Raw genomic sequence first — 12,095 nt, 5'->3', positions numbered from 1 at the left:
GCAAGCGTATGGCTCCGCGCGGATGCCCCGCCACAACCAAATCACGAAAATGTTATCCCGTCCATGTGTGCCCAGCCGGATCGCCCGTTGCAACCACATGATACAGGCTCGCCTCGCCGGTCATGGAGGGCACGACCGAATGGGGCGTGTGTTCGGGCACGGACATGGTATCGCCCGGGGCCAACGTGGCCTCACCTGCGTCAAGGCCTCTGGCGGCGTCCCAGCGGACTTTCCAATGGCCGCGCATGGGCATCAGGACAGTCGGGTACGGGTTGGATTTCCTTGCCTCCGTCGCGGAGCCGCGGGTGATGAAGCTGACCTCAAACCCAGGCTTGTCTTTGAGCAAGCCCCGTTCGCCAATGACCTGCACAGGCATGCGATCGGCCAACGCCATCATGTCCCAGTAGCGGGCGACGTGATTGGGCAGCACCTGCGCCGTTGTGGGTTCGGGCCGTTTTGCAAGGTCGTCGTCCGTCATCACGGGCATTGGTGCCACGCCTTTTGGCAATTTTTGCTGACGTTTGGTGTCATACAGCTTGCCGTCGTCGCCCAGCACAAGCCCATGGTCTGCGGCGTCCTCGATGACTTGTGGGGCCCACATGACGCCGCCGCCAGCATCATCGCCGCCCAAAATGGCCATGATCATCCCGTAGTCGGTGCCGATGTTTTCAAACCCACGAAAGATGCCCGTGGGGATGTTGAAGATGTCGCCCTCTTCCAGCACCACCTCGCCTGCGTCCCCGTAGCGGCCCCAGAAAAAGCGCCACCGGCCCTTGAGGACAAAGAACGCCTCTGCCGTGTGGTGATCATGCAGGCTGTTGCGGCATTTGGGCGGTTGGCCAGCGGCGCCAATGTTGAAGCCGTGGGGCAGGCCGATGTGCACGTGCTGATCGGGAGATTCCGAGACGCCGCCGCCGATGATCGTGAAGTTTTCCTTTTGATCGGAGCCGGGGGTGTGGGCGTCGATAAAGGCGGTCTTGCAAGGCTGCAGGTCGCCATAGCGCACAATGCGGTGTTCCATGATCATGTGATGTTCCCTTTGGCGGCGGGCTAAAATTCCGGAATTTTAGCGGTGGGGCCAAAATTCCGGAATTTTGGCATTATTGGTGCATGAGGATCTGTTTCCAGATCGCGATTTCGTCGTAGAGCGCGCATTCGCGACGGATGCTGGCATCTTGCGGGCCATCTGCGTTCACGAAGGGCCCGTATTCGGCGTGACACATGCCCATGACGTGCACCGGTGCGCCCGTGGGTTTGCCGAATGTGCCCCAGCCCGAATGCGTGCCATCCAGCGACCATCGGATCGACGCACGCGGTGGCAGCATGTCGCCGTCCATCCCGATCTGGTGGTGGATTTTGAACGTCGCATCAGGAAAGGACGACCGCAGGCCAAGCCAGAATTCGGTCACGCTGTCATGGCTTAGCACCGTTTTCCCACCTGCGTATTCGCACAGCACGGCACGGTCGTAGTCTTTGGGAATGCAATGAAAGTCCAGATCCATGATCTGTTGCAATGTATCGGCATAGCGGCGGCCCCAGACGTTGTCGTTGCCTTTGGAGTTGTAGCCGCCGTCGATGTCTTGATCGGGCGTAAAGGGACGCGGCGCGACCTGCGGGCCGCCTTCGATGTCGATCATGTTTTGGGTGAACTGGCGCGGATCCATGCCCATTTGACGGACCATGCCGCCGTAGTCGCGGATCAGCCATTCATCATAGATCGTGTTTTCCTTGGCTGCACAATCTGCGATGACGCGGATCGTCCAGGGTTTGCCGGTGGCTGCACCAAACTGGCCATCGCGGGTGTGGGTGGCACGCGTGATCAGGCGGTGTGAGGACAGCAGGCCGTATTCGGGATCGTCGGACCAGATCACATCGTCGCCAAACAGTTCACGGTCGGGAAATTCGTTGATGGTGGCCATGGTGGAGGCCATCACAGCGGCATTGCCGCGCTGGATCCCCATGGGCGAACGGACGACGATGTCGGGGTGGTAGTAGTCGTGCAGGGTGCCGACACCGCGGTCTTCCCAGATCTCTTTTGTGATCTTGATGATGTAGTCGGGGAAGTCTTTGAACTTTTGCGAAAAGCCTTTCATGGCCTTGGTCCTTTTGGTGGTTTGGAGGAGCCGCGTTGGATCAGCGGGCCTTCGATTTCAATGGTGTGTGCGTAGGTTTCGGCGCCCGCGATGGCGGACATCAGGGTGGTGACCGTGGCCTCGACCATACGGTTGACCGGTTGGCGGACGGTCGTCAGATCGAAGCTGGGCCAGGCGGCCAGCGGTGTGTCATCATAGCCGATAATGGAGATGTCGTCAGGAATATTGAGGCCCGCTGCGCGGATTTCCTCAATCACGGCGAAGGCCATGTGATCATTGGCCACAAAGATGGCGTCGGGGCGGTTGGCCCCGCTGAGGAGTTGACGGGTGGAGGCTGCAGCCACATCGCGGCTGTACATCCCATCCACGATAGCAAAGGGGGTCAGGCCCGCGTCTGCCATTGCATCCTCAAACCCTTGACGGCGGTCCCGCCCTGTCATTGATCCTTCCCACCCTGCGATATGGGCGATGCGGGTGTGGCCCGCGTCGATCAAGGCCTGTGTTGCGGTATAGCCGCCTTTGACGTTGGCCGAGGTCACCGACGACAGACCGCTGCCCGGCTGGCCGCGATTGAACAGAACGACGGGAATGCCGGCTTTGGCACACAGATCGGTCAGGGCGGAGGACAGGGACACAGAGGCCGCGATGATGCCTTCGACCTGATGGTCGAGCATATCCTGCACCACGGTTTCGACCTCATCTGCGTCGTTGGAGGTCGTGAAGATCAGGATGTGGTACCCGCTGGCTTGCAAGGCATTGGACAGCCGTTGCAGGGCCTCGGGGTAGAACTGGTTGTCGAGGTAGGCCACCACAAGGCCAATCACCCGGCTTTTGCCGGTGATCATGGCGCGGGCCAGCACGTTGGGGCGGTAGCCCAGTTCGGCGGCCGCCGCGCGGACCTTTTCGGCCGTGGCCGCAGAGGCCGAGGCGCCGGAAAACACGCGGCTGACGGCCGACTGGCTGACGCCTGCGCGTTTGGCGACCTGAAGGGAGGTGACACGTCTGTCCATCAGCCTGCGGTCCACCCCCCGTCGATCAAAAGCGAGGTGCCGGTGATCAGGGCGGCGGCATCGGAGGCAAGGAAGGTGGTGGCCCCCATGATGTCGGTCACTTCCCCGACGCGGCCCAGTTTGATTTTCTCTTCAATCCAGGCGCGGCGTTCTGGGATCGCCAGCGTCTGTTCGCCCAAAGGTGTGCGAATGAAGGTGGGGCAGATCGTGTTGACGCGGATGCCGTGGGGGCCCCATTCGATCGCCATGGATTTCGTCATCCCCTCAAGCGCGTGTTTGGTGGCGCAATAGACAGCGCGGTCGATCCCGCCCACATGGGCCATTTGGCTGGAGATGTTGATCAAGCTGCCCGGCTTGCCCGCCGCGATCAGGCCACGAGCCACCGCACGGGTCAGGAAAAACGCGGCTTTGACATTCAGGTCGGTGACCGTGTCGTAATCGGTTTCGGTGGTCTCGACCGCGGGGGCATGACGGGCAAGACCTGCGGAATTGACGAGGATGTCAAACGGCCCCTCATCGGCCACGGCCTCTTGGGTTGTTTTGGTGTCTGAGATATCGAGAGGCAGGGCGGAGGCTGACCAGCCGTTGTCCGCAAACCGCGAGACTTGGGTCTCGACCGCGGCTGCGGTGCGGGCCACAAGGGTGACATGAGCGCCTGCTTCGGCCAAGGCCACCGCGCAGCCTTCGCCAATGCCGGATGTGGCCCCTGTGACAAGCGCGCGTTTTCCGGCGAGGCCGAAGGACGGTGTGCGGGGGAGTGTCATTGCGATCGGCCCTCCGTTTGGCCACCTGGGTTGAGTTGTATTTGCCAAGATGAAGACGGTTCGGGGTAGGCAATGCCGCCCAGTTCGGGAAAGTCGGCGTAACGCGCAGCACGGGTGGCGGTGTCCTCATCCGGGGTGGCGCCTGCGGCCAAGAGCGTGCCTTTGGGGGCCACGTAGCTGTGGATGGAGCGCGCGGGATTTTCGTGCCACGTCAAATTGAAGGCGGCGAGTTTGGGGAAGAAATACATGGCTGAATAGGGCAGGTGGTCATGGATCCACCATGCGAGGTCCCGCCAATCGCGACCCTGTTCATATTGATCGGTGAACCACGGGATGACGACGCTGACGCAGGCGCCCATATGGCCGTCCTTATCCCGAATATCCCAGATGTGGCCCGCGTAATTCTTTTCATTGGCGGAACACCGCTGCGGTTTGGCCTGCGTCGCCCCGAAGTGGTTCAACGTGGGAGAGCGGTAGGCGGAGCGGATGTGCAACGGCCCGAACGTATTGGTCATTGGATCGAGAAGGTGTTTGCACAGCCCGCGACCAGCCGCGATGGCCAGATCGGGCGTGTCGGGGATGTTGGGAACCGCGTGGAAATTGCCAATTTCCGAATACAGAAAATCGCGCATGAAAAAGTGTTGGCCGAGCCGCACGCGCCCTAAGGTTTCAAGGCCTGAATATGAGGCGGGCGGACGCATCAGAATTGGCTTTCGGGCAGGCGGATGGGGCCAAGGTTGCGGGCTTTGTTAAATTCCGACATTCGCGCCAGAACATCGACGCCGCATTGCGCATAAAGATCCAGCAGGTCCACCAGCACCCAGTTTTCACGGATCTTGCCGTTTTCCATGCGCCAGAAATCAAGCGACCGCAGAAGCACCTCGCGTCCTGCAGGGGCGGTGCCCATCCAGCCGTCATCTGTCAGTGTCAGGCGCATATTGGGCCAGCCGGTTTCGCAAACATAGTCCCCTTGCGCAAACCAATGGGACATCAGGTCCCCCATGGCATCCAGTTTGCGATCAGGCATGGCGCGCAGGAACGGGATTTGGTGCCAATTGCGGAACCCCGCGATGCCGCGACCTGTCCCGATGCCGTGGGGGCCGTACCAATTGAAACGGGGGTGCCAGTAGGCCTCAAGGTTCATAACCTCCGGCCCGCCTTGTGCGGGATGTTTGCACAGGTCCGTCAGCATGGCGATGACGTGATCCATTGTGGCCTGACCGTCACCTGTGGCAGTCAGCCCGTCTTGGGTCATCGGTGCCGGTGTGCACAGTGCTTTGCCCAGCTGGGGCGCCATCGGCCAGGCATGGGCCTGCATCATGACCTCTGGGATGTCCCAGATGATCTGCGCCTCGGTGACTTTGCCGTCCTTGATGCGAAAGAACTCGTGATACCGCATGTGCGTCAGGTGGCCGGTGAGCGGAATGTGGTGGCCTTTGACAGACCATGGGGCCGTCATCGTGCCCATGTAATTGCCCATATGCCCCGCCCATGTTTCCCCCTCGGCCGTCGTGCCGGTCAGGGTGATCATGTCGCGGCGTTCAAGGTCGGGCATTGCAGTCAGCAGGGGCGCGTAGAGTGTTTCAAACGCATCCGCGGCTGTAACATCGCCAAAGGGTGCGCACATTTTGACCGTGGCGTCTGCGGCGAAGGTGTCTGCAATCGCCGCCCGCAGGCCGTCGGTTGTGGCCGTTGCGGCGGCGGATTGGAAGGCCGAGAGGGCGGGGTGCGTTGTCACTCTGCCGCCTCACGGTAGGGCGCGCCTTCGCCATAGGGCACGTTGATGCCCCCGTAGCGGCGCACACGGATGTTGCATTGTTCTGCGTGGCCAACGAACCCTTCGAGCATGCACAGACGGGATCCATATTCGCCGATCAGCGTGGCGGCTTCATCCGTTGTGACCTTTTGATAGCTGTGTGTTTTCAGATACTTGCCGACCCATAGGCCGCCGGTGTAACGGCCTGCTTTTTTGGTGGGCAGGGTGTGGTTGGTGCCGATGACCTTGTCGCCATTGGCCACATTTGTGCGCGGGCCAAGAAACAGCGCGCCGTAGCAGGTCATGTGTTCGAGGAACCAATCGTCGCGGTCGGTCATCACCTGCACGTGCTCGGACGCGATGTCGTCGGAGACCTGTAGCATCTCGTCGTAGGTGTCGCAGACGATGACCTCGCCGTAGTCTTCCCAAGAGGTGCGGGCGGTGTCCGCTGTGGGGATGATCTCAAGCAGGCGGTCGATCTCGCGGAGGGTGTCGTTTGCCAGTTTCTCGGAGTTTGTCAGCAGCACAGCGGGGGAGTTGTAGCCGTGTTCAGCCTGGCCCAGAAGGTCTGTCGCGCAGAGTTCACCGTCGGCGGCGGTCTCATCGGCAATGACCATGGTCTCGGTCGGGCCTGCGAACAGGTCGATGCCGACGCGGCCAAACAGCTGGCGTTTGGCCTCTGCCACGAAGGCGTTGCCAGGACCAACGAGCATGTGCACGGGATCAATCGTCTCAGTCCCGATGGCCATGGCGCCGATGGCTTGAATGCCGCCCATGACGTAGATTTCATGGGCCCCGCCCAAGTGCATGGCGGCGATGACTGCCGGGTTGGGTTCGCCCTTGAACGGTGGCGTGCAGGCGATAATGCGCGGCACACCGGCGACAGCGGCTGTGGCGACGGACATGTGGGCCGACGCGACCATGGGGAATTTGCCGCCCGGCACGTAGCAGCCAACAGATTGGACAGGGATGTTTTTGTGGCCAAGGATCACGCCGGGCATGGTTTCGACTTCGATATCAAGCATGCTGTCGCGTTGGGCCTGGGCGAAGTTGCGCACTTGATCCTGCGCGAATTTCAGATCCGCCATGTCCTGTGGCGAGACTTTGGCGATGAGCGCCTGAATTTCGGCCTCAGACAGGCGGTACGTGTCACGGTCATATTTGTCGAAGTTTATCGACATTTCGCGCACAGCCGCGTCGCCCCGTTGTTCGATTTGTGCAAGCGCGTCTTCGACGATTTTGCGGGTTTTGGCATCGTCTTCGGCGCGGGCTTCTTCGGAACGGGCGGTTTTCAGGTGGCGGATGGTCATATCGTTACCCTTTCTTAAGCGGCAATAAAGGAGGCGGCGCGGTGGCCGATCATCATGGCGGGCGCGTTGGTGTTGGCGGAGGTCACGGCGGGCATCAGGCTGGCATCTGCCGCCCAAAGGGAGCCAACACCGCGGACGTCGCATGTTGGGGTGACGGGCGCGTCTGGGTCGGTGCCCATCCGCAGGGTCCCCACGGGGTGGTAGGCGGTGCCCGCATTGGCGCGCACATGGGCCCGCATGTCATCATGAGAGGTGGCTGCGCCGGCGGGATAGACTTCGGGTGCGGCGGCGTCGCCCATGGCATCGGCCATTAGGCTGCGCAGGCGAAACAATCCGTGGGTGAGCGTGTCGAGATCGGCCTCGTCTTTGAAAAGACCAAGGTCAATGTGCAGTTGGCCGTTCCGGCGCATCAGTCGGCCACGGGATTTGGGGCGGCAGACGCAGACGTCCGCGAAATAACCCGACCCTGGCGCGTAGCGGTGGCCTGCATGGTTCATGAAAAACGGGATGAAATGGGATTGAACATCGGGGTCGGAGCCATCGCCGCGCGCGTTGAAAAACGCGGCCCCCTCAACGGTGGGCGAGGCCAGTGGCCCGCGCCCGCGCATCAGGTTCAGCGGCGCGGCGAGCCATTGCCCTGCCTGTTTCAAGGTCAAACCATAGCCGGTTTCGGCCCCCGCAAAGTGCATCCCGCAGCCAGGATGATCATGCAGGTTTTGGCCCACACCGTCCACGACAACGGTTTGCTGGGTCACGCTGTCAGCCGGTCCAATCCCTGAGCGCAACAAAAGGTCGGGGGACCCGATGGCACCTGCGGACAGGATGACACCTTTGCGTGCCGTGATCACGGTATCTTCGCCCGCGCCGCCAAGGATCACGCCTTTGGCGCACCCCTTGTCGAGATGCAGGCGGCGGACGATGCGTCCGGTTATGACCGTCAGGTCATGGTCGGATGCCGCGGGGCGCAAGAACGCATCGGCGGCCGACCAGCGGCGGCTGTTTCGCATGTTGAAGTGGCACACGCCTGCGGATTCGTAGTCGGGCGAGGGTGGCGCTGCGCCGTTGCCACCAAACAGCCGATGCAGACGATCCGTCAAAGGATGGGGAGCGGCGAGCCGGTTGGGTGTGATCTTCGCCTCGACCTCTTCAAACGCGGGTTCCACATCGGCCCAGGACCAGCCAGGCACATTCCAGCCGTCAAAATCCGACGCGCGGCCACGAAACCAGACCATGGAATTGATGGATCCCGATCCGCCGACCATCCGCCCGCGCGGAATGTTGATGCGGCGCCCGTTCACTCCCGCCATGGGGGCAGATTTGAAGCGCCAGTCGCGGCGCGACCCCATAAGCCACATCAAGGCCATCGGGATTTTGACAAAGGGGTGTGCGTCCGACGGTCCGGCCTCAATCACGGCGACAGACCCGGCTTGCCGTTCGGCCAGCCCAGCCGCCACTGCGCAGCCTGCAGACCCTGCGCCAACGACGATATAGTCGTATGCCATTGGCGCAGTCATAGGTCAGATCCGCTCGCCCGTGGTGGCGTCGAACAGGTGTGTGAGGGCGGGCGGGATTTCGGCAGATACGGTTTCGCCGATCTCAGCGCGGAAATCCTTGTCGGCCTTGACCGATGCGATGGCGTCGCCCACGCGGAAGGTCGCCATGGTCGCGTCGCCCAACAGTTCCATCGAATAGACGGGCGCAGAGATGGAGGGCGCCGCACTGCCCACGATGCAATCTTCGGCGCGGAACCCCAACGTGACCTTGCCCGTGTGTTTGGTGTCGATGCCGGTGACCGTAACGCCGGGGCATGTGAAGGTGCCGTTTTCGATGGTGCCGTTCACCAGGTTCATGGCGGGCGAGCCGATGAAACTGGCGACGAAGGTGTTGGCGGGGTTGTCGTAAATCTCAGTGGGGGAGCCGACCTGCTGGACCACGCCCGCAGACATGACAACGACGCGGTCGGCCAATGTCATCGCCTCGATCTGGTCATGGGTCACGTAGACGGTTGTAGTCTTGAGTTCGTGGCTGAGGTTTTTGATTTGCGCGCGGGTCGATACGCGCAGTTTCGCATCAAGGTTCGACAGCGGTTCGTCCATGAGGAAGACATTGGGTTCGCGCACCACAGCACGGGCCAGGGCCACACGTTGACGTTGTCCGCCCGAAAGCTCGGCCGGTTTTCGGTGCAGAAAGTCTTTGAGTTCAACCATTTCGGCGGCGCGCATCACGCGTTCGTTGTGCTCGGATGCTGGCACCTTGCGCATCCGCAACGGGAAACGGATATTTTCGTAGACATCGAGGTTGGGGTAGAGCGCGTAGGATTGGAATACCATGGCGCAGTCGCGGTCTTTGGGTTCGAGATCATTGATGCGTTTGCCGTCGACCAGAATGTCGCCCTCGGTCACGTCCTCAAGCCCTGCGATCATGCGCATGGTGGTGGTCTTGCCGCAGCCCGATGGCCCCAGAAGCACCAGAAACTCTTGATCTGCGATGGTGAGGTCGAAATTATCAACACCGACAAAACTGCCCCAGCGTTTCGAGATGTTCTTGAGCTGAATCTCGGCCATTTTGCGCACCTTTATTGCAAACGTATGCAACAGGTGTAGTGCCGATTCTGTTTTGAGAGCAAGATGTTTTTGTGCAGTAAGGCTTAGGCGAAATTTAATTTCACTCGCCCCCGCTTATTCAGTCATTTTGTCTTGCATTGTTATAAGTGAGCACGTTTCATTGCATTCGTATGCATAGGCGTGCCCGATTCGTGGCGCGGGCAAATGTTTTACGAACGCCGCATCAAAGCGGCACCACAGGGAGATCAATATGACAAAAATGACGAAACTTATGGGCGCTACGGCTGTCGCGATGGCGATGGGCACAGCGGCCTATGCAGACGGCCACGCCTGCGCCGCCGACGGCCGGTTGAGCATCATCGGCAACGAATTCCCCGCCATTCAGTCTGTCGCTGCACTGGCGCAGTCGTGTGACGGTGTCGAAAGCGAAGCCAACCTGACAGCGGACCACCAGTCCCTGAACGTGCCCGGCATGACAGGCAACCCAGCCGAATACACCACAGCGATCGTTGCAAACTCATCCATCGTGGCGCTGATCAACAACGACGTGATCCAGCCGCTGGATAATCTGGTTGCCCAGTACGGTGCAGACATCCCTGATCACATGAAAATCTCCGTCAACGGTGAGATCATGGCGATTGCGTTCATGGCGAACGCACAGCACCTTGTGTATCGCGCCGACATTCTTGAGGCCGCGGGCCTTGAGGTTCCGACATCTTACGAAGAGGTTCTGGCGGCTGCTGAAACCATCCGTGAGCAGGGCCTGCTGGAAAACCCACTGGGTGGGGCCTATGCCTCCGGTTGGAACCTCGCACAGGAATTCAACAACATGTACATCGGTCATGGCGGTGAATTCTTTGAGCCCGGCACAGCCAACGTGGCCATCAACAATGAAGCGGGCATTGCCACGCTTGAGATGATGAAGGCGCTGTCCGAATACATGAACCCCGACTTCCTGACGCATGACAGCAACGCGACCTCCGCTGAATGGGAAGCCGGTAACGTGGCCCTGATGAACATGTGGGGCTCCCGCACGGGCGTTCTGATGGACGACGAAGGTGCGGCTGAGGAAGTCTATTCCAACACCATGGTGAGCGGTCCGCTGATGGTGGGCGACAGCGGTGTGCCAGCCACGACCCTGTGGTGGGATGGTTGGACTGTGTCCAAGAACATCTCGGATGAAGATGCAGCCGCGACGTTCCAGGCCATGGCGCACGCTGTGTCGCCCGCGCTGCTGAACGACGAGACGATGTCTCAGGCGGTGTGGCTGATCGACGGTTTTGAGCCACAGACCGTGAACGAAGGCGTTCTGGCCACCGTGTCCGCGGGCGCCAAGCCATACCCAATGGTCCCATATCAGGGCCTGCTGCACACAGCACTGGGCAATGAGCTGTCTGACTTCATGCAGGGCAACGAGTCCGCTGAGCAGGCCTTGGCCGATGTCGAAGCCGCCTACACGGCTGCTGCGACCGAAGCTGGCTTTATCCAGTAAGGTTTAGCCAATCGGACCGGCGCAGTCTTGCGCCGGTCCATCCGTTTTTCCCGACCGATCATGATGTTGAGGGCCCCGCGTGCGCCACGGAACCTTTCTTGCCTTTGTAGCCCCGTCCCTGATTGCCATGATCGCGTTGATTGTCTTTCCGGTCATTTCTGTCGTTGTGCAGTCGTTTCACGCCCAGCATGAGCAGGTGATTGAAATCGTCGAAAGCTGCGGCCCGTTTGGTTGCTCCGAGACCACCGCCGTGAACCAAGAGGCCACCCAAGCCCTGCGTGAGGCCGAACCATTGGGTCGTTTCGTCGGGTGGGACAACTACGTGAACCGCGGGCATTTGGCCTTTGCTGAGATGGCAGAGGCCTGGTCGTCGTCCGAGACCTGGGGTGAGTGGTGGTCGAAGGTGATGAACCTGCCGTTTTATGGCGCGATCGTCTTTACTCTGACCTTTACCTTTATCGTCACACCGCTGACCATCGCGCTGGGCTTTGCCATTGCGGTGGCGGTCAATTCCGCCACGCGGGCCATTCGCGGGCCGCTGATCTTTATTTCGCTGCTGCCGTTTATCATCAACCCGATTGTGGGGTCGTTGGTTCTGTTCTGGATGGTCGATGCGCGCGGCATCTTGGGGCAGGCCATTCAATGGCTGGCGTCTGATCCCGATTTGTCCGTCAAGGCGTCGACGCCGATGATGTGGATCATGCTGATGGTCTACGGCGTCTGGCATTCCGCGCCCTTTGCTTTTGTGGTGTTTTACGCAGGGCTTCAGACCGTCAACCAGGACACCAATGAGGCCGCGATGATTGATGGCGCCAACCGCTGGCAGCGGGTGCGCTATGTCACGATCCCGCACATCATGCCGCTTGTGACCTTCGTGGCATTGATCCAGTTGATGGACAATTTCAGGGTGTTCGAGCCGCTGATCTCGTTCTCGGCTGAGGCGCACGCCCAATCGCTGTCGACCTATATTCTGTCCGATCTGACCGGTGAAACGGTGCTGTTTAACTCAGCCGCGGCGACGTCCATGTTGACGGTGGTTTGTGTTGGCATCCTGCTGTCCCCCGTCCTTGTGCGCACCTGGCGCGACTTCAAGAGAGCCTAAAGCC

General features: G+C 60.7%; 11 protein-coding genes. 2 read left to right on the top strand and 9 right to left on the bottom strand.

Going from position 1 to position 12,095, the window contains the following annotated elements; genetic code table 11:
• Window positions 1-52: 52 nt before the first annotated feature.
• From PSJ8397_RS09860 to PSJ8397_RS09820, 9 genes are all read right to left on the bottom strand, one after another.
• On the bottom strand, window positions 53-1,021 hold the full coding sequence (locus tag PSJ8397_RS09860) for a cupin domain-containing protein (RefSeq protein WP_143515461.1): 969 nt from the start codon (window positions 1,019-1,021) through the stop codon (window positions 53-55).
• 79 nt (window positions 1,022-1,100) lie between these two features.
• The gene (locus tag PSJ8397_RS09855; protein WP_085864445.1) at window positions 1,101-2,093 is read right to left on the bottom strand and encodes a nuclear transport factor 2 family protein; all 993 of its coding nucleotides are present in this window, start codon (window positions 2,091-2,093) and stop codon (window positions 1,101-1,103) included.
• The gene (locus tag PSJ8397_RS09850; protein WP_085864444.1) at window positions 2,090-3,103 is read right to left on the bottom strand and encodes a LacI family DNA-binding transcriptional regulator; all 1,014 of its coding nucleotides are present in this window, start codon (window positions 3,101-3,103) and stop codon (window positions 2,090-2,092) included. The genes PSJ8397_RS09855 and PSJ8397_RS09850 overlap by 4 nt, the downstream gene beginning before the upstream one ends.
• Window positions 3,103-3,867, bottom strand: a complete 765-nt coding sequence (locus tag PSJ8397_RS09845; protein ID WP_085864443.1) for an SDR family NAD(P)-dependent oxidoreductase — start codon at window positions 3,865-3,867, stop codon at window positions 3,103-3,105. Before PSJ8397_RS09845 ends, PSJ8397_RS09850 begins: the two co-directional genes overlap by 1 nt.
• On the bottom strand, window positions 3,864-4,568 hold the full coding sequence (locus tag PSJ8397_RS09840) for a hypothetical protein (protein ID WP_085864442.1): 705 nt from the start codon (window positions 4,566-4,568) through the stop codon (window positions 3,864-3,866). Before PSJ8397_RS09840 ends, PSJ8397_RS09845 begins: the two co-directional genes overlap by 4 nt.
• The gene (locus PSJ8397_RS09835; RefSeq protein ID WP_085864441.1) at window positions 4,568-5,605 is read right to left on the bottom strand and encodes an ester cyclase; all 1,038 of its coding nucleotides are present in this window, start codon (window positions 5,603-5,605) and stop codon (window positions 4,568-4,570) included. The genes PSJ8397_RS09840 and PSJ8397_RS09835 overlap by 1 nt, the downstream gene beginning before the upstream one ends.
• On the bottom strand, window positions 5,602-6,933 hold the full coding sequence (hisD, locus tag PSJ8397_RS09830) for a histidinol dehydrogenase (protein ID WP_085864440.1): 1,332 nt from the start codon (window positions 6,931-6,933) through the stop codon (window positions 5,602-5,604). Before hisD ends, PSJ8397_RS09835 begins: the two co-directional genes overlap by 4 nt.
• Before the next feature lie 14 nt (window positions 6,934-6,947).
• Window positions 6,948-8,447, bottom strand: a complete 1,500-nt coding sequence (locus tag PSJ8397_RS09825) for a GMC family oxidoreductase (protein WP_085864439.1) — start codon at window positions 8,445-8,447, stop codon at window positions 6,948-6,950.
• Window positions 8,448-8,450: 3 nt separating this feature from the next.
• Window positions 8,451-9,497 (bottom strand): ABC transporter ATP-binding protein, encoded by a 1,047-nt coding sequence (locus tag PSJ8397_RS09820; protein ID WP_085864438.1) that lies wholly within the window; start codon window positions 9,495-9,497, stop codon window positions 8,451-8,453.
• Between the two features lie 250 nt (window positions 9,498-9,747).
• Between PSJ8397_RS09820 and PSJ8397_RS09815 the strand changes: the two genes are divergently transcribed.
• Window positions 9,748-10,989 (top strand): ABC transporter substrate-binding protein, encoded by a 1,242-nt coding sequence (locus PSJ8397_RS09815; protein WP_143515427.1) that lies wholly within the window; start codon window positions 9,748-9,750, stop codon window positions 10,987-10,989.
• A gap of 79 nt (window positions 10,990-11,068) precedes the next feature.
• Complete coding sequence (locus PSJ8397_RS09810) at window positions 11,069-12,091, top strand: carbohydrate ABC transporter permease (RefSeq protein ID WP_085864437.1); 1,023 nt, start codon at window positions 11,069-11,071, stop codon at window positions 12,089-12,091.
• The last annotated feature ends 4 nt before the right edge of the window (window positions 12,092-12,095 follow it).

Origin of the sequence: Pseudooctadecabacter jejudonensis, assembly GCF_900172275.1 — a bacterium.
GTDB classification, from domain to species: Bacteria; Pseudomonadota; Alphaproteobacteria; order Rhodobacterales; family Rhodobacteraceae; genus Octadecabacter; species Octadecabacter jejudonensis.
The sequence above is the reverse complement of the archived record's forward strand: the minus strand, read 5'-3'. Positions and strand labels throughout refer to the sequence as shown.